The organism is Natrinema sp. SYSU A 869 (assembly GCF_019879105.1).
Classification (GTDB): domain Archaea; phylum Halobacteriota; class Halobacteria; order Halobacteriales; family Natrialbaceae; genus Natrinema.
The window spans coordinates 117,241-135,014 of the sequence record NZ_CP082248.1 but is presented as its reverse complement, the minus strand read 5'-3'; the positions used below and the strand labels follow the sequence as shown (position 1 = coordinate 135,014).

Here is a 17,774-nt window from a genome sequence, read left to right as displayed (position 1 = left end):
CTGCGCTTAAGCCGGGTCGAAGAGTTCACGCGGATGCTTCTGAGGCACTGTCTAGTTGAACCTGTTTGAGACGATGAAGTGTTCTTGTCGCAAGGTCCATGTCGCTCGAAGAACTCCGATACCCGCTAGAGACCGCATTAAGCTCTCAACGAACAAAACGTCAACTGAAATAATCCAGAACTAGACAGTGCCGGTCTGGGAAATGTCTCACTCAGAGGATTAACTTCGACTATTGTCCCAAAGAGTCGTTGAATGACCACAATTCATACTCTGTGGGTGGTAGGGCAGTGATGTCCCTCGTGGGAGCAGTAGAGAGGATCATGTCGCCGTTGTGGTAGAGTCATTTCTGCTCGAGTGACTCGAGTCGACAGTGTCATGTAACTGGTGGTCGTCACGAACGGAGCGATGACGGTTGCTGGTTCGACAGGCCATTTTCAGGGGGCAAGTTTACTCGAGATGTGCTAGCGGCTGTGCGACGTACGGGCTATATATCCGTAGCGGACTTCACAGCTGTCCAAGCAGAACCGGCCAGCATACCCTGTCCGATCTCGAGCGGGTCTCGAACAGTTCGGCATTCGGCATGTGTCGCGGTTGGTCGTTTGGCACTCTCTCGCCTCAGAACCTGTGTCGTCTCAGCGTCTGGTGGCGCTGTTGCTCCATTGGTTGCCCTCATACATCTCTGCAGAGAGCTTCATTCAATCCTCCGCACCCTTTGGGACCGATAAACCGTCTCGAGTGAACGGCTGGTTCCCTCGACAGCCAACGGGTGAGTAGTTCATTCGACGGAGGGGTGATTCAGACCCAAATCTTGAGAGCAGGTGCTTGATATCTTTTAGAGGTTGACTCATCGACCGCGGCCGGTTCAGAGTTGACTTCCTCCTCGTACTGTTCAGTTTCCTCCACATAGTACGCGTGGTACTACCTACCTTCGGACCTGTGGTTCGTAGGCCTTAAGTAGTGACCGGCGATTCTGTATATATACGAAGAAGGAGGCGGCGTGTGTGATGCACTCCGCCACCTCGGATGGTTCGAGTCCAAAGGGGTTATGTACCCCGGAGGGAGTACGAATACATCCGAAGGAGATGAGGATCCTACCCCTGCGGTCCGCCGTACAGATGGGATCTGATGTTAGCCTTGGTAGTTCGGTGACGCCCGTTTGGTCATTCGACCAGTGTCATCGAACGTGGACCATTTATGTGTGAGTGTGTTTGCAACATTCACCGCCAACAGACCCTCCCCACTATGGGGAGTACATATATAGCATTCCGGTTGATCCTGCCGGAGGTCATTGCTATTGGAGTCCGATTTAGCCATGCTAGTTGCACGAGTTCAGACTCGTAGCAGATAGCTCAGTAACACGTGGCCAAACTACCCTATGGATCCGAATAACCTCGGGAAACTGAGGCTAATTCGGAATAGAGTTCACCACCTGGAGTGGTGTGAACTTGAAACGCTACGGCGCCATAGGATGTGGCTGCGGCCGATTAGGTAGACGGTGGGGTAACGGCCCACCGTGCCTATAATCGGTACGGGTTGTGAGAGCAAGAGCCCGGAGACGGTATCTGAGACAAGATACCGGGCCCTACGGGGCGCAGCAGGCGCGAAACCTTTACACTGCACGCGAGTGCGATAAGGGGACTCCGAGTGCGAGGGCATATAGTCCTCGCTTTTCACTACCGTAAGGTGGTAGTAGAATAAGTGCTGGGCAAGACCGGTGCCAGCCGCCGCGGTAATACCGGCAGCACGAGTGATGACCGCTATTATTGGGCCTAAAGCGTCCGTAGCTGGCCACGCAAGTCTATCGGGAAATCTGCGCGCTTAACGCGCAGGCGTCCGGTGGAAACTGTGTGGCTTGGGACCGGAAGACCAGAGGGGTACGTCCGGGGTAGGAGTGAAATCCCGTAATCCTGGACGGACCACCGGTGGCGAAAGCGCCTCTGGAAGACGGATCCGACGGTGAGGGACGAAAGCTCGGGTCACGAACCGGATTAGATACCCGGGTAGTCCGAGCTGTAAACGATGTCTGCTAGATGTGGCACAGGCTACGAGCCTGTGCTGTGTCGTAGGGAAGCCGTGAAGCAGACCGCCTGGGAAGTACGTCCGCAAGGATGAAACTTAAAGGAATTGGCGGGGGAGCACTACAACCGGAGGAGCCTGCGGTTTAATTGGACTCAACGCCGGACATCTCACCAGCATCGACAATGTGCAGTGAAGGTCAGATTGATGATCTTACTGGAGCCATTGAGAGGAGGTGCATGGCCGCCGTCAGCTCGTACCGTGAGGCGTCCTGTTAAGTCAGGCAACGAGCGAGACCCGCACCCTTAATTGCCAGCAACACCCTTGTGGTGGTTGGGTACATTAAGAGGACTGCCAGTGCCAAACTGGAGGAAGGAACGGGCAACGGTAGGTCAGTATGCCCCGAATGTGCTGGGCGACACGCGGGCTACAATGGCCGAGACAGTGGGATGCAACCCCGAAAGGGGACGCTAATCTCCGAAACTCGGTCGTAGTTCGGATTGAGGGCTGAAACTCGCCCTCATGAAGCTGGATTCGGTAGTAATCGCGCCTCAGAAGGGCGCGGTGAATACGTCCCTGCTCCTTGCACACACCGCCCGTCAAAGCACCCGAGTGGGGTCCGGATGAGGCCAACGCAACGTTGGTCGAATCTGGGCTCCGCAAGGGGGCTTAAGTCGTAACAAGGTAGCCGTAGGGGAATCTGCGGCTGGATCACCTCCACAGATCGGGATCAGGCCGTCGCGCCTGACCCACCTTAGCGGATTGCGGTTCCACGTTCGATCGACCACCGTATGGCCGATCGGGCACCTTTGAACTACCGAGGCTAACGTGATACGCTTTGTCCGCCCATTGTGGGCGGACGTGGGCCCATAGCTCAGTGGTAGAGTGCCTCCTTTGCAAGGAGGATGCCCAGGGTTCGAATCCCTGTGGGTCCATGGCTCGTACTGGTCATCGAATCGTGCCCCTTAAGTGGGAGACGGCTCGATGATTGAGTACGATAGAACCGATGCACCATCCCGTGTAAACGCGGGTGGGAAGGGTTAATGCATGCCGCGTCTACGGCGTGCAGATGAGACCGTGTGTACGTGTAGTCCAGGCGTCCACTGGACCCGTTCCCGGGTCACTACGTGGTTGCTTTGCAACCGCCGATCCGATGAACGTGGCTACTGTGCCAGCTGGTGGATCGCTCGGCTTGAGAGCTGATGAAGGACGTGCCAAGCTGCGATAAGCCTGAGGGAGCCGCACGGAGGCGAAGAACTCAGGATTTCCGAATGGGAATCCCCACCGCAATTGCTTCGCGCAATGGGGAACGTCGAGAATTGAAACATCTTAGTATCGACAGGAAAAGAAAGCAAACGCGATGTCGTTAGTAATGGCGAATAAACGCGACACAGTCCAAACCGAAGCCTTCACGGGCAATGTGGTGTTCGGGCTGACTCTCAGCAGCAGAAATTCGACGCGAAGTCTCTTGGAATAGAGCACGAAACAGGGTGACAGTCCCGTACCGTCGACGAGTACGCTGTGCGTCAGTCCCAGAGTATCGGGGGTTGGATATCCCTCGTGAATATCGCGGGCATCGACCGCGAAGACTAAACACTCCTCAAGACCGATAGCGAACAAGTAGCGTGAGCGAACGCTGAAAAGCACCCCACGAAGGGAGGTGCAATAGGGCGTGAAATCAGTTGGCGATGGAGCGACAGGGCATACAAGGTCCCGGACAAAACGATCGAGGTGCGAACCTCTAGTAGGAGGTTTGGGAAGCCGGTGTTCTGTCGTACGTTTTGAAAAACGAACCAGGGAGTGTGCCTGTTTGACGAGTCTAACTCGCTTATCGAGGAAGGCGTAGGGAAACCGATATGGCCGCAGTGCTTTGCACCAGGGCCACCGTGTTCAAGCGCGGGGAGTCAAACGGGCACGACCCGAAACCGGACGATCTAGGCGTGGGCAAGATGAAGCGTGCCGAAAGGCACGTGGAAGTCTGTTAGAGTTGGTGTCCTACAATACCCTCTCGTGACCTACGTCTAGGGGTGAAAGGCCCATCGAGTCCGGAAACAGCTGGTTCCAACCGAAACATGTCGAAGCATGACCTCTGCCGAGATAGTTCATGGGGTAGAGCGACGGATTGGGGGACCGCACTCCGAGAGGAGTGCGCCCCCCTGTCCAACTCCGAACCTATGAACGTCGTTTGACGCAGGGAGTCCGGTGCACGGGGTAAGCCTGTGTACCGTGAGGGAGACAACCCAGAGCTGGGTTAAGGTCCCCAAGTGTAGACTAAGTGCGATCGAAGGTGGTCTCAAGCCCTAGACAGCCGGGAGGTGAGCTTAGAAGCAGCTACCCTCCAAGAAAAGCGTAACAGCTTACCGGCCGAGGTTTGAGGCGCCCAAAATGATCGGGGCTCAAGTCTACCACCGAGACCTAGCAGTGCGGATCAGACCGCAATCTTGTAGGTTGGCGTTCTGTTCGGGTGGAAGCACGGGTGAGAACTCGTGTGGACCGTTCAGTAACGAAATCCTGGTCATAGTAGCAGCGTTAGTCGGGTTAGAACCCCGACGGCCGAACGAGTAAGGGTTCCTCAGCAATGCTTATCAGCTGAGGGTTAGCCGGTCCTAAGTCAGCCCGTAAGTCGAAGCTGACAACAGGGAAATAGGTTAATATTCCTATGCCAGTGTGCACTCAAAGCCGACGCTTTGGGGCCGCCTGAGCTGGGCCTTCGCCCAGTCGAACTGTCGAAATTCGTGGAAGCCGTAATGGCACGAAGCGAACGAATGGCAGGATCGCGCAAGTCAGGCCAACCTAGAGCCCGTGAAAAGGCAAGCACACTGTTCGTACCGAGATCCGACACAGGTACTCATGGCAGCGAAAGCCAAGGTCTGTCGGGATCAACCGACGTTAGGGAATTCGGCAAGTTAGTCCCGTACGTTCGCAATAAGGGATGCCTGCCTCGCGAAGAGGCAGGTCGCAGTGACTCGGGCGCTCCGACTGTCTAGTAACAACATAGGTGACCGCAAATCCGCAAGGACTCGTACGGTCACTGAATCCTGCCCAGTGCAGGTATCTGAACACCCCGTACAAGGGGACGAAGGACCTGTTAACGGCGGGGGTAACTATGACCCTCTTAAGGTAGCGTAGTACCTTGCCGCTTCAGTAGCGGCTTGCATGAATGGATCAACGAGAGCGCCACTGTCCCAACGTTGGGCCCGGTGAACTGTACGTTCCAGTGCGGAGTCTGGAGACCCCCAAGGGGAAGCGAAGACCCTATAGAGCTTTACTGCAGGCTGTCACTGAGACGTGGTCGCCATTGTGCAGCATAGGTAGGAGCCGTTACACAGGTACCCGCGCTAGCGGGCCACCGAGGCAGCATTGAAATACTACCCGATGGTGACTGCGACTCTCACTCCTGGCGGAGGACACTGGTAGCCGGGCAGTTTGACTGGGGCGGTACGCGCTTGAAAAGATATCGAGCGCGCCCCAAGATTTCCTCACCCGAGTCGGAGACTCGGGGAAGAGCGCAAGAGCAAAAGGAAGTCTGACAGTGTCGAACACAACGATCGACGCTGACGCGAAAGCGTGGTCTAGCGAACCAATTAGGCTGCTTGATGCGGCCAATTGCTGACAGAAAAGCTACCTTAGGGATAACAGAGTCGTCACCCGCAAGAGCACATATCGACCGGGTGGCTTGCTACCTCGATGTCGGTTCCCTCCATCCTGCCCGTGCAGAAGCGGGCAAGGGTGAGGTTGTTCGCCTATTAAAGGAGGTCGTGAGCTGGGTTTAGACCGTCGTGAGACAGGTCGGCTGCTATCTATTGGGGGTGTTACGGTATCTGACGGGAACGTTCGTATAGTACGAGAGGAACTACGAATGGGTGCCACTCGTGTACCAGCTGTCCGGAAGGGCACGTGCTGGGCAGCGACGCACCACGGGGTAAGAGCTGAACGCATCTAAGCTCGAAACCCACCTGGAAAAGAGATACCATTGAGATCACTCGTAGAAGACGAGTTCGATAGACTCGGGGTGTACGCACCAAGGCAACGAGGTGTTGAGCCCGCGAGCACTAATCGATCGAGCCACACATTCATACATTACATCGCATTGGATCCGTGACGCGAGAACGGGTCCGGACGTAAACTGGACTACACGTATACACGGTCTTAGACACACCACCGATATTGGTATTGCAACGGTTCGATCCCGTTGATCGGCATTAGGGCGGCCACAGCGGCGAGGTACCTCCCGTACCCATCCCGAACACGGAAGATAAGCTCGCCAGCGTTACGGTGAGTACTGGAGTGCGCGAGCCTCTGGGAAATTCGTTTCGCCGCCTCCACTCATATCGACCAATACGGTCGAACTTCACCGATCGTGGTCTGACGGCGGTTCGATTCCGCTGATCGGCATTACAGCGGCCACAGTGGCGAGGTACCTCCCGTACCCATCCCGAACACGGAAGATAAGCTCGCCTACGTTTCGGTGAGTACTGGAGTGGGCGACCCTCTGGGAAATTCGATTCGCCGCTCCTACTCATACTCTCACTCACACAGCGACCGCTATGTAATATTCTTATTAGCGAGGCGAAACAACAGGTAGAACCTTATAACATCCAAATAATCCATACAGTTACGCAACTGAACTCTCTTCGTTCGGTGCAGTCATTAGGTGTTCTTCTCCCCAATGAGCCATTTCCTGAATGACTGGTTCGAGTGACTCACCGATGTCGGTCAGCGAGTACTTGACTCGGACTGGTTTCTCGTTGACAATCTCTCTGTCGATCAGTTGCTTTTGTTCGAGATCTTCGAGGACGTCCGAGAGAACCTTACTGGAGATGCCTCCGACTTCTTCTTTGAGTGCATTGAACCCAAGCGGACCGTTGGCAAGTAGCTGATGAATGACCACAGTGTGCCACTTCTTGCCGATTAGCGTTGCAGTGGAGGTGATCGGACACCAGTCTTCGCCTGTACACCACACTTTCAGTTGCTGTGTTGATTCGTCCATAGGGGTGGCACTGTCTAGATAAGAGAAACCGCAATACGGGAAGGTGATGAAGTGACGGTATCGGCTGTAAAATCACCATATTGGATCTGATATAGGGGACTCTGTTCCACGAGCAGCGATAATTCGGCTGCTTCAGCAAATTTCTCATAAGCAGTGACAATCTCATATTTCACCAGTAATGCTGTAGCAGGCTCTGAAACACTTCTATACGTCGAGATCGAGTAACTAGACAGTGCCATAGGGGTCAATTAGTCCTGAATCGGCATATTGTCACGTATTGTAACCTAGTTACTAGTAGTATCTATTCTGTTCTTAGACTACTTCTTCGCTCCTGCACTGAGGCCGGTTACCGACCGGTGACCGAATGACCAACAGGTTAGCGAGCGTTTATTGCTAACTATAGGTCACCATAAAATGACGACATCCACTGATACCTCGAATGAATCCCGATACGAAGTCGCCGTGGTCGGAGGTGGTCCCGCCGGCTTGACAACCGCCCTCTACACGGCGCGACTCGGACATGATACCGCAGTCTTCGACCGGGGCGGGGGTCGGGCCGCGATGATGCAGGACACGCACAACGTCATCGGCACCCCCGAATCAGTGTCGGGCAACGAACTCCTCGAAACGGCGGTCGAGAAGATTCAATCGTACGGTGCCGACTACCATCAGGAGTTCGTGACGGGCGTCAAGCGGATCGACGACTCGTTCGCACTCGAGACGACGGATGGTTCGGCCATCGCGGATAGCGTCGTTTTGGCGACTGGGTTCTCCGACGGACGACCTGAGCCGCCGCTGCCTCGAACCGGGCGCGGACTGCACTGCGACGCGTCCATGTTCGTCGACGAGCCGGTTTACATGATGGGCCACGACGAGAGCGCTGCCCATGTCGCGATGATCGTGCTGAACGTCACCGACGACGTCGATCTGCTGCTCCGCGGTGACGAACCGACCTGGAGCGACGAGACTGCGACGATACTCAAGCACCACCCCGTCGACGTCATTCACGAGGACGTGACCGGCGTCCGGAACGGCGATGACGGCTGGCTCGAGGCCTTGGAGTTCGCAGACAGCGTGGGACCACGTCCCACTGGCAGCCAGACGGAGCCCGGCGACGGTACAGTCCGTCAGTACACGGGCGGCTTCGCGATGTACGGGAGTGAGTACAACAATGCCCTCGCAGCATCGCTCGGCGCAGATCTAAATAACGACGGAATGGTCGATGTTGACGATCACGGCCGAACGTCGGTCGGCGGCCTGTACGCGGTCGGCGATCTGACGACTGGACACAACCAGATCCCCGTCGCGATGGGCCAGGGGGCGAAGGTTGGAATCGCGATTCATAAGGAACACCGCGAGTTCCCGAAGTCGCTCGGGGAACTCGAGACCGATGGTCCCGTCACGGCGAGTGACGTCCCCGCGATGGCGGCCGGCCTGCGAAGTCGGGCGAATGAACACGCCTCGACGGCGGACGATTGATCGTGATCAGCAAACAGGTATTCGAGGTAGTATCGTAACCTCACTATGCTGGAGTACACTGCCGCCACGACCGGCGAATGTGACTGCTAAAGGCGTCCCTTTCCCCTCTGATCAAAACCCGTAGTCGCAACAGGCTCGTTACTCCCGTCCGGCCGCGATAGCGGCCAGCGATGACAGTGTATCCGAAGCAGTGTCTAAGCGGTCGTCTTGCTTGTCGACGCCGTGTCGTTCCGCGATATAAGTCGTGTCATTGTAGGTTACCGTGACCGTTCCATCCTCTCGTTCCATAACGAGCAGTTTTTGCGGGAGATCGATCGCCAGCGTCCGGGCCGACTGCATCAACGGCGTTCCCAGATCCGGGTTCCCGAATACCAGCACGGTCGTCGGCTGGAGGTCACGGTCGACCGAAGCGGCGTTGGCCTCGTGGTCGACTTCCGCCATCAGGCCGAGGTCGTCGTTCCCCTCGATGGCGTCTTTCACCCGCTTGACGGACGTCTCGACATCGGAATCGCTCTCCATGGTCACGAGTCAGTCGTCCGACCCACCGTCGGCAAGCGGCCGCCGAGCATCGTTCCCGACACCCTCTCTTCCGTCGTCGTCACTCGATGAATTGCTACCATCACGCGAACGACGACCGCACGGATTATAATGGTGACCCGGTCGTCTGCCCGAACGATACTCTCCAGATTTGTAATCGCTGTCACGGCGTCGACCGACGCTACTCAGTGAGAAATGCTTCGAGATGGTCACGGTACGCGTCCGGCCGGTCTTCGGTCACCCAGTGTCCGGCGTCCTCGAGCGCGACGATCTCGCCACCGATATCGTTGACGAGTCTCCGGCCATCGTCGACGGGTTGTTCCGTATCCGCTGTGCCCCACAGGCACAACAGGTCGACGTCGATGATATCGTAATCAATTTCGGTCGTATGGTTCGTGTTCGTCGCGACGGCAGCGCGGGCGAACGCCCGCCGACCGTCAGCTCGGAGCCACGGCTCTGTCATCCCGTCAACCCACTCCGGATTCAGGTCGTCTCGTTCGAGACCGTCGACGAACGCGCGATCGAGTCGTTCGCGGAACGCGTCAGCATCCATCTCGAGGGTCCGCGGGAGCCCCAGCGAGGTAATGTACTCGACCGGCCAAGATCCGTACGCTGTCGCGTTCGAAAGGACCAGTTTGTCGATCCGATCGTCCGTCTGTGCGGCGTACCGGAGCGCGACGCCACCACCGATATCGTGACCGACGACGTGGAACTCCTCGAGTCCCAGCTGGTCGACGAGGTTGGCGACGGCCTGTTCCTGAGCGCGGATTGAGCGGTCGAACGTATCGCGCCGATCACTGTTTCCGTAGCCGACGAAATCCGGGACGATAGTCCGAAACTGATCCGCTAACTGAGGAGTGATCCGCCGCCAGAGAAACGACCACGTCGGAATACCGTGGAGAAACACGACGGGCTCGCCCTCGCCTTCGTCACGATACGCGATCGACAGCTCGTGGCCGTCGACGGTGACGGTCGTTTCTGCTTGTGACTCGGACCAGGTATCGTGGTTCACGTGCCGTCGTACGGTCCGTTAGGTGAAAGCGTTGTGCCGCTTAGGCGCCGATCGTTCTCACGACCAACAAACAACTGGAGTTCGTTTTTGACGGTTAGGTGTCGACGTCGAACATCCGCGTGTCGGACATGATCTCGTCGATCGCGTTGAGGTGCTGCCAGTCGTCGTACTCCGCGTCCTCGTAGTATGCGGGGAGTAGAACACTGGGACGTTGCCCTCTCGAGCGGCCTCGCGGAGCTGACAAAGCTTGTCGACAACTGCGTTCTCTTCGACGGTTTCACCGATCTTGTCCCAGACGACGCTCTCGGGCTTCAGAATGTTGCGGTAACGATTCTCGAGTATCTGTCTTCTTGTCCATCGCTGAGACACCTACTTCTCTCGAAATCCGCCGTCACACGGCTGCAGTTTTAACCGTTTTCTCCCGTGGGAGAAAATGACAATGGATGCGCCGAACGTGCTCCTGATACACTGCCACGATCTCGGCCAATACGTGGGGTGCTACGGCGTCGACATCGAGATGCCGAACCTCGATCGGTTGGCCGATGAGGGCGCCCGGTTCGCCAACCACTTTACGACGGCACCGCAGTGTTCGCCGAGCCGCAGTAGCCTCTTCACCGGCTACTACCCGCACGTGAACGGACTCTTGGGACTGGCTCATACCGAATGGGAACTCGACACCGAACAGACGCTTTCGCATCGGTTGTCCGAAGCCGGCTACGGGACACACCTGTTCGGACTCCAGCACATTTCGGAGTCGCCCGAAGACATCGGTTACAACGAGATCCATACGGCCGGTCGCCTCTCTCCGAACGTCGCTCCCGAATTGCACTCGGTCAACCGCGCGGCGGACGTCGCGGACACCCTCTCGCAGTACTTGGACAGCGGTCTCGAGCCTCCGTTTTTCGCGTCGGTGGGGTTCTTCGAGGCCCACCGCCTGGAGATGGACGAAGTGGACGAGGAGGAGGGCGACGTCCTCTACGGGTACGGCGATCGCTACGACGCGGACGACCCCGACGAGATCGAGGTTCCCGGGTACCTGCCCGACGAGCCAGGTATCCGCGAGGATCTCGCAGCCATGCGAGGGATGGTGTACGCGCTCGACGATGCTCTGGGAACGATCCTCGATTCCCTTGAGTCGGCGGGCTTCGAGGAGGAGACGCTTGTGCTGTTTACGACCGAGCACGGCATCGCATTCCCTCGAGCGAAGGGGACCTGCTACGATCCGGGCATCGAAGCCTTTCTGCTGGCACGGTATCCACCGCTGATCGACGGCGGGACGGTCTACGAGGAGCTAGTGAGTAATGTAGACATCCTGCCGACTGTTCTCGACCTCGCTACGGGCGAGACACCGGATGACATCGACGGCTACAGTCTGGTCCCGCTGCTCGATAATGACCGGATGTACTCCCTCGCAACCGCGTATTCGCAGAAATCACCTGGCACGGAATGTACAACCCGATTCGTGCTGTCCGGACAGAGCGGTTCAAGTACATCAGGAACTTCTGGCACAACCCGAGGGTGTTTCTCCCCAACGACGTCTACGCGAGCCTGGCCGGGCGCGAGGTCCGGGGCCGCTACGGGCGGCCGACGCGGGTGTACGAAGAACTGTACGACCTCGAATCTGACCCACACGAGCAGGAGAATGTCGCCGACAAAGCGAAATACGCACAAGTGCGAGCCAAACTAGCGTCGACGCTCGCAACATGGATGCGCGAGACGGACGATCCAGTACTCGACGGGCCGGTTCGTCCCGACGACTACGATCGGATGTTCGCTGGGCTCGAGTAGTATCGCTATCGCAACGTTCGGAGAAAGGTTCGCTGCGACGGAGATCGGAACCCCACGCGGTGGTGAACAGCAGTGGGAACGCGAGCTCGGAGTGAGACGGAAACAAAGTAGCGACTCCGCGAATTCCTCGCGAAGCTAGTATCGAAGCCGTCGTGTGGAGAAATGGAGGCACCCTGGTGGTGTGTCTCGGTAGCTGTGGTCCGCTCAGCGCGTGTTCCTCGTCGTCGGATCGCAATGACATGTCCCAGAGCGATGCCGAACGAGGAACGCAGGTGGGTGCAGTTCTCGAGTCGCGAGTGACTCGAGTCTGGAGCGTGGTTCGGGGAGTGCCTCCGGATGGAACGTTATCCTACAGGGTGATAAACAGTAATCTAACGTCTCAGTTAGTCGGTTACCCGAACGTAACTGCCGCGGGTTCCTGATCAGATGTGACCCAGTGAATGATTCCGTCATCGGCCACGACGGCTATCTTGTTGAGCGTGAGCTGTCAGGTGAGCGGGAGAGCGCGGTAGTTTACGCTGGTTCGAACCGGTAGCCGTCCCACGCCTGACTATCGGGCTCACGGATGCCGGCGCCGGGTTCGCGGAGTTCGTCGACGTGAACCGGGCGGACCTCGTCACCGGTTGCGACCTCATCGGTCGTGACCTGCCCGATCGCCCGGACCGATTCACCCTCAACGGTGAATTCGACGATCGCAAGCGTGTTCGGCTCGCGCACACCGGGTGGCGTCGCCGTACTCGTCGTCCACGTGACAACCTCGGCGGTGTACTCGCTGAGATCGATCGTTTCGACCGGCTCCGCGCCACCGGGACCGCGTGGATGCCTAGGGTAGCTGATCGAACCGTCCGTGTACCGAGTCGCGTCCATCGTCATCGTGCTGCCTCCATGATCGTCGTGATGACGCAGTTGCCGAACCCGCCGACGTTACAGCACAGCCCCACGTCTGCGTCGACCTGCCGCGGGCCAGCCTCGCTGACGAGCTGTTCGTAGATTTCGACGCCTTGAGCAACACCGCTGGCTCCGAGCGGGTGCCCTTTCGACTTGAGTCCGCCCGAGGTGTTGATCGGCAACTCGCCGGTGTCGCGCTCGGTGTAACCTTCCTCGACGAGTTGCCAAGCTCCGCCCTGCTCGGCGAAGCCGAGCCCCTCCATCTGGAGGAACTCGAGGATGGTGAACATGTCGTGGAGTTCGGCCACGTCGATATCATCGGGGCTGTAGCCGCTCATCTCGTAGGCACCCTGTCCACTTTTGACGACGCCGTCCATCACGGTCGGATCCTTCCGCTCGTGGACGACGTGGGTGTCCGTTGCACCGTCGACGCCCGCGACCACCGCGTACTCGTCGGTGTACTCCTGGGCGACCGATTCGGGGCAGAACAGCAGCGCAGCCGAGCCGTCCGTGACCGGACAGAAGTCATACAGGCGGAGCGGATCAGCGATAATCGGTGACTCGAGGATGGTCTCGAGGTCGACCTCCTTCTGGAACTGTGCGTTAGGGTTGTCGACGCCGTTCGCGTGGTTCTTAACCGCGACCTTGCCGAGACTCTCGCGGGGCACGTCGAACCGCTCAAGATAATGGCGGGCCGTGAGTCCCGCGAACGACGGGAGCGTGACCCCGTGTTTATACTCGACAGGGTGACCGATCGAGGCGATAATGTCGGTTGATTCGCCGGTCGTCGTATGGGTCATTTTCTCGCCGCCGACGAGCAGTGTCATGTCGCTAGCGCCACTTGTGATCGACTGCCAGGCGGCATAGATACCGGCGCCGCCGCTGGAACTCGTCTGGTCGACCCGTTGGGTGTATGCCGGTATCGCGCCCAGATCGTGGGCCAGCGCGTTCATCACGCCTGTCATCCCTTCGAACTCGCCACTGGTCATGTTCGAGACGTAGAGGTGCTCGACGTCGGACGCCTCGACGCCTGCATCGTCGAGACACTCACTTCCAGCCTCCGCCAACAGGTCCAGGATCCATTCCTCGCGCTGGCCGAACTGCGTCATCGAGGCGCCGATCACCGCCACGCGTTCGGTGTGCCCGTCCGTGGCTTGGGAACGAGCCGTCGTCACAGGTCGATCCCTCCGTTGATGTCGATCACTTCCCCGGTGATGTAGCCCGATTCCTCCGTAGCGAGATAGCGTACGAGTCCGGCGATCTCGTCGATGTTGGCGAATCGATCGAGCGGAATCTCCGCATGTAGATCGTCCCGAATATGGTCGGGAATGGCTTCGACCATCCCGGTGCGGGTGAAGCCGGGCGCAATGCAGTTCGCCGTTGCTCCGGTATCCGCCAACTCGAGTGCGAGTGAGCGAGTGAAGCCGAAGAGGCCGCTTTTCGCCGCCGCGTAATTTGCCTGTCCAACGTTTCCTTGCTTGCCGATCACGCTCGAGATACTGATTACTCGCCCGTCGTCGACTGTTGCGATATCGTCGTAGAACGCCTGTGTACAGTTGAACGTCCCGTGGAGGGAGACGTCGATCACACGGTGCCAGTCCTCGTGAGTCATAGTGGCGAACGTACAATCGCACGTGATCCCGGCGTTGTTGACGAGGATGTCGATCGGGCCGAACGAGTCCTGAACCGCCTCGCGCATCGCTTCGACCTCATTACGGTCCGTGACGTCGGCTTGGACCGGATGAGCTGTCCCCTCTGTATCGGACTCCGTAATCACGTCAGCGACCTCATGGGCGGCCGTCTCCGACGACCGGTAGTTGACGATGACAGTTGCACCGTGGCGACCCAGTTCACGGGCGATGCCACGCCCAATGCCACGTGACCCACCGGTGATCAGACACGTCCGTCCGGCAAGCGGCTGCCGAGACGGGAGATCCAGTTCAGCCGGCCGTTTACGCTGTTCGATACTCATCGCTCTCCCTCCAGCAGCGATGGGTGATCGGTCTGCGTATCATGTGTTCCCCCTTCAGACATCTCTGGGTCGACCGCAGAGAGCCAGTCATCGACCGTATACGTCCGAGCGGTATCCGTGTAGGTCTGATCGGTATATGGAACAACCCCGCGGAGAGACTCTGTCTCCGGGTCTGAATCGGGAGGCGTATCCTCGTACAATGCCAGCGCTACGATCGGTACCCGTATTCGTTCACGCGAATCGTCGGCACTGATCCCGAGTGATGACGGTGGTACCGTTTGCCGACGGAAGGCTGGCTCGAGCGTCACACCGTGTTGGTCAGCCCAGCGTTCGAACTCGGCTATAAGCCCATGTCGCGTCGGTTCATGCGTGTTGACCGTATGGCGTTCCGGCGGCCATGAGGAGATTTGACAGGTGCTGATCTGCCCGTAGTCGCAGAGCCGCTGCAGTCGATCGACAATCGAGGTAATCGTTTCGGCAGTCGGTCCTCCAACGGCGGACCGGACATAACAATCAACCCGGAGATCGGTCTGTGTACCGGTGGGGACGATCAGGGACTCGGTAAATTCACTGACTGACATAGCCATCCTCCGTCTGGCGGACGAGATCCTTTGCAACGAGCGACTCGAGTACGGAGAGGAGCGTGAGTTTCGGCAGTCCGAGGAACTGTTGGAGGTTGGTCGCTGTTGCGTCCTCCATGATGAGAAGGGACAGGTAGACCAGTTTGGCCTGTGGTGATGCGAGCTCGTCTGGTACCGCTAACGACTGTTGCCTCGTGGACATCACAGTTGAATGCCAGACATTATTATTTAAATCCTGAGGTTATAAACACCTTACATGTTTACTAGAAAGCAGCGCGCGGGGTGGCTATGATTGGGTAGTATGAACAGAATATAAACTGTACAAAATGTATGATGGTTTTTCGATAACAATGCGTATGGATAGTCCTCTTCCGTCAGAAATCTTAGTTCTACAGGCGAAACAGGCCGAGTGCCTCGGGGTCGTTCGAGAGAGCAAAGCTCTCTCGTGATGACGAGAATCAAAGATTCTCGAACTACTTGACCTCGAGGCGGTCCACAGATAAAGCAGGCCGTGTGTCTGGAGGCTGTACGGAAATCAAGTATTCCGTGATAACAGATGCCCCGCATCTCGAACTGCTTGACCCCGTGGCAATTCACCACGCCGGCTGTGTCTGAATCTGTCCGAAGGATGTCCACGAGTGACCGCCGTGTGGCGGCCAGCCGTGCGCGGTACAGCCAGATACGGTTTGGCTCAACCGCATTTTAAGATATATAGGCATTGGACAAAGTTTCACCCCCAACACAGTTTGGTATATAATTCGGCTCGTTGACCGCTACGGAGCCAAAGAGGGACTCATCTGGTCCACAAGATAGCCCCGCCTGTCGATCAGTCGAATGGTGCTCTCGAGTTCTGCCATTGATTCCATCGACGACAGTGCCGAGATCACCTCATCAACGATCTGGACACCGTTGGCTTCTAAGATCGCTCTTATGATCTCGAAGGGCTTCTCGTCCGGGTTTGCGTAGGATTTCTGACGAAGTTGGAAGAGTCTGAGAGACGCTGTGAGTTTGTCTTTCGATATCCCTCGATGCCGGCGGTACTACTCATTAGCAATACCGCCTTGCGGAGCGACTGAAGCTGATCGTCCCCATACACTGTAACTCCCTCTGTGAAGATTTCATGGAGCTTCGATCCGGCCCGTTGAGCGCTTTCTACGGATTCGACGTACGGTTCGAAATCGAACCGGTCTCCATTGAATCGCTGCTCACGGAGCTCAGCAACAACGTCGGTCACGACGCGTCGGGCACTCGTTCGATTGCCGTCAACGACGACGAACAGGTCAATGTCGCTCTGGCGGTCTGCCTCACCGCGTGCAACGCTTCCGAAGACGATGATTCCTCGAATATTGTCGACGTCGTCAGCGTCGGTGATTGCACGTTGTATCTGGTCGACAAATGTTCGAATCGGCGCATGGAACTCTGTCTGGTCGATGGCAAGTATTGGATCGTCTTTCTGGAGACGATCTGGATTGATGGCGACGTAGTTTCGCTGCGGTGTCTCCCGAATCTGAACGGCACCGATCCTCTCGAGCAGGTTGATGGCCCGCCAGACCGTCGAGCGAGTCACGTCCGTTGCGTCGACGAGATCGGGGATCGTGAACTCTGTCTCGTGGACGTCGACTAGTAGACGAAGAATATCGTCTGCTGCTTCGATGCGAAATATGGCAGTGTCCGCATTTGGGTACGCATCGATGCAGACTGTTATATCCTGTTTCGCCATCTCAGACACTGTCTGATTTTGTGCAACGAGGTATAAAAAGCTGGCCACGATCAACTGGATAGCTGGGGTTGCAGTTTCCCGCGTACAACGCGAACGAACTCCGAGATAGTCTCCGCCAGCGTGCCGATATTGCGTTCTACGATGACGTCGTCCCGCACGAAGTAATCGCGAAGTGTGCTGCCTTCGGTGCAAAGGATGCTGGGGACGCCCGTCAGAGTCTCGACTTACTGATGGAGACTGGCGACGTTGCCGTCGAACAGAACGCTGAACACGTCACTGAAGCTCACGTCGACGAAGCGCGAGCTTTGCTCGAGCGGAGTCGGATCGTCGATGGAGTGGCCGGCCTCACCCAACAGGGACACCTCGTCTTGTACGCTTTAGTAATACTTCATGAAGAGGGTGAAGCACCGACTCGAGCCCGTGATATCCAAGACCGTTACGAGATCGTCTGTGATCGGGCTGCAGTGGAACCACTCGTACCACGACGAATTCGTGACCATCTCGGAGAACTTGCTATGCTGGGGATTGCAACCCGTGATGAACGGAATAAAGGAGAATCCGGTGGCCGATATTACGAGTATGCACTCGACACGAATCCTGATTTGCTGCTCGAGGCACTCGATGAGACAGTGGACATGGTGGGGTAACGGAAGCAATCCAGAAGCGGCTAGATCATAGTTTCTAACCGAAGTTTTCTCTGCTGGATTGTAGTCACTGGAGTCGGTTGTTCGAAGCAGAAGACACTGGACACGGTGGGGTATGTTCTACGAATAGGTAGAATAGACACTGGA

11 protein-coding genes, 1 tRNA gene, 4 rRNA genes and 2 pseudogenes are annotated in these 17,774 nt (G+C 57.3%); 8 read left to right on the top strand and 10 right to left on the bottom strand.

Annotated features, from left to right (window positions below; translation table 11 throughout):
• Positions 1–1,262: 1,262 nt before the first annotated feature.
• From K6I40_RS04520 to rrf (K6I40_RS04500), 5 genes are all read left to right on the top strand, one after another.
• Positions 1,263–2,736: ribosomal RNA gene (locus K6I40_RS04520) — 16S ribosomal RNA — on the top strand.
• A 143-nt stretch (positions 2,737–2,879) separates the two neighbouring features.
• Positions 2,880–2,951 (top strand) — tRNA-Ala (locus K6I40_RS04515).
• 219 nt (positions 2,952–3,170) lie between these two features.
• Positions 3,171–6,090, top strand: a 23S ribosomal RNA gene (locus K6I40_RS04510).
• Between the two features lie 129 nt (positions 6,091–6,219).
• Positions 6,220–6,341, top strand: a 5S ribosomal RNA gene (rrf, locus tag K6I40_RS04505).
• Between the two features lie 71 nt (positions 6,342–6,412).
• Positions 6,413–6,534, top strand: a 5S ribosomal RNA gene (gene rrf, locus K6I40_RS04500).
• Together the 16S, 23S and 5S rRNA genes with 1 tRNA gene alongside form the textbook arrangement of a ribosomal RNA operon.
• 97 nt (positions 6,535–6,631) lie before the next feature.
• Here the strand turns inward: rrf (K6I40_RS04500) and K6I40_RS04495 are convergent.
• Positions 6,632–7,006, bottom strand: coding sequence for a helix-turn-helix domain-containing protein (locus tag K6I40_RS04495; RefSeq protein ID WP_222914431.1), 375 nt, complete (start codon positions 7,004–7,006; stop codon positions 6,632–6,634).
• A gap of 414 nt (positions 7,007–7,420) precedes the next feature.
• On the opposite strand from K6I40_RS04495, the gene K6I40_RS04490 reads away from it, so the two are divergent.
• Entirely contained in the window at positions 7,421–8,485 is a 1,065-nt protein-coding gene (locus K6I40_RS04490) for an NAD(P)/FAD-dependent oxidoreductase (RefSeq protein WP_222914428.1), read from the top strand.
• Between the two features lie 138 nt (positions 8,486–8,623).
• Here K6I40_RS04490 and K6I40_RS04485 read toward each other — a convergent pair whose 3' ends face one another.
• From K6I40_RS04485 to K6I40_RS04475, 3 genes are all read right to left on the bottom strand, one after another.
• Positions 8,624–9,004, bottom strand: a complete 381-nt coding sequence (locus K6I40_RS04485; RefSeq protein ID WP_222914426.1) for a DUF302 domain-containing protein — start codon at positions 9,002–9,004, stop codon at positions 8,624–8,626.
• Positions 9,005–9,203: 199 nt separating this feature from the next.
• Positions 9,204–10,034, bottom strand: a complete 831-nt coding sequence (locus K6I40_RS04480; protein ID WP_222914424.1) for an alpha/beta hydrolase — start codon at positions 10,032–10,034, stop codon at positions 9,204–9,206.
• Positions 10,035–10,128: 94 nt separating this feature from the next.
• Positions 10,129–10,278, bottom strand: a complete 150-nt coding sequence (locus K6I40_RS04475) for a hypothetical protein (RefSeq protein WP_222914423.1) — start codon at positions 10,276–10,278, stop codon at positions 10,129–10,131.
• A 189-nt stretch (positions 10,279–10,467) separates the two neighbouring features.
• Here K6I40_RS04475 and K6I40_RS04470 point away from each other — a divergent pair.
• A pseudogene (locus K6I40_RS04470) lies at positions 10,468–11,822 on the top strand (sulfatase).
• A gap of 513 nt (positions 11,823–12,335) precedes the next feature.
• Here K6I40_RS04470 and K6I40_RS04465 read toward each other — a convergent pair.
• From K6I40_RS04465 to K6I40_RS04445, 6 genes and pseudogenes are all read right to left on the bottom strand, one after another.
• Positions 12,336–12,695 carry a nucleic acid-binding protein gene (locus tag K6I40_RS04465; RefSeq protein ID WP_222914421.1) on the bottom strand — a complete coding sequence of 120 codons (360 nt, stop codon included), beginning with the start codon at positions 12,693–12,695 and terminating at the stop codon, positions 12,336–12,338.
• Entirely contained in the window at positions 12,692–13,819 is a 1,128-nt protein-coding gene (locus tag K6I40_RS04460; RefSeq protein WP_255681690.1) for a thiolase family protein, read from the bottom strand. The genes K6I40_RS04465 and K6I40_RS04460 overlap by 4 nt, the downstream gene beginning before the upstream one ends.
• Positions 13,820–13,881: 62 nt before the next feature.
• Positions 13,882–14,682, bottom strand: coding sequence for a 3-oxoacyl-ACP reductase FabG (gene fabG / locus K6I40_RS04455; RefSeq protein WP_222914416.1), 801 nt, complete (start codon positions 14,680–14,682; stop codon positions 13,882–13,884).
• Positions 14,679–15,263, bottom strand: coding sequence for an HTH domain-containing protein (locus tag K6I40_RS28865; protein WP_345779388.1), 585 nt, complete (start codon positions 15,261–15,263; stop codon positions 14,679–14,681). The genes fabG and K6I40_RS28865 overlap by 4 nt, the downstream gene beginning before the upstream one ends.
• The gene (locus tag K6I40_RS04450; RefSeq protein ID WP_222914413.1) at positions 15,250–15,465 is read right to left on the bottom strand and encodes a helix-turn-helix domain-containing protein; all 216 of its coding nucleotides are present in this window, start codon (positions 15,463–15,465) and stop codon (positions 15,250–15,252) included. The genes K6I40_RS28865 and K6I40_RS04450 overlap by 14 nt, the downstream gene beginning before the upstream one ends.
• An 849-nt stretch (positions 15,466–16,314) precedes the next feature.
• Positions 16,315–16,983 (bottom strand): annotated as a pseudogene (locus K6I40_RS04445) (nucleotidyltransferase domain-containing protein); the annotation flags it as partial.
• Between the two features lie 68 nt (positions 16,984–17,051).
• On the opposite strand from K6I40_RS04445, the gene K6I40_RS04440 reads away from it, so the two are divergent.
• Positions 17,052–17,630: a hypothetical protein gene (locus tag K6I40_RS04440; protein WP_255681616.1), complete on the top strand. Its 579-nt coding sequence runs from the start codon at positions 17,052–17,054 to the stop codon at positions 17,628–17,630.
• The last annotated feature ends 144 nt before the right edge of the window (positions 17,631–17,774 follow it).

Excerpts from the sequence above, each read along its gene's own strand:
- K6I40_RS04495 (WP_222914431.1), bottom strand. The coding sequence starts at position 7,006 with ATGGACGAATCAACACAGCAACTGAAAGTGTGGTGTACAGGCGAAGAC.
- K6I40_RS04490 (WP_222914428.1), top strand. The coding sequence starts at position 7,421 with ATGACGACATCCACTGATACCTCGAATGAATCCCGATACGAAGTCGCC.
- K6I40_RS04485 (WP_222914426.1), bottom strand. The coding sequence starts at position 9,004 with ATGGAGAGCGATTCCGATGTCGAGACGTCCGTCAAGCGGGTGAAAGAC.
- K6I40_RS04465 (WP_222914421.1), bottom strand. The coding sequence starts at position 12,695 with ATGACGATGGACGCGACTCGGTACACGGACGGTTCGATCAGCTACCCT.
- K6I40_RS04460 (WP_255681690.1), bottom strand. The coding sequence starts at position 13,819 with ATGACGCAGTTCGGCCAGCGCGAGGAATGGATCCTGGACCTGTTGGCG.
- fabG (WP_222914416.1), bottom strand. The coding sequence starts at position 14,682 with ATGAGTATCGAACAGCGTAAACGGCCGGCTGAACTGGATCTCCCGTCT.
- K6I40_RS28865 (WP_345779388.1), bottom strand. The coding sequence starts at position 15,263 with ATGTCAGTCAGTGAATTTACCGAGTCCCTGATCGTCCCCACCGGTACA.
- K6I40_RS04450 (WP_222914413.1), bottom strand. The coding sequence starts at position 15,465 with ATGTCCACGAGGCAACAGTCGTTAGCGGTACCAGACGAGCTCGCATCA.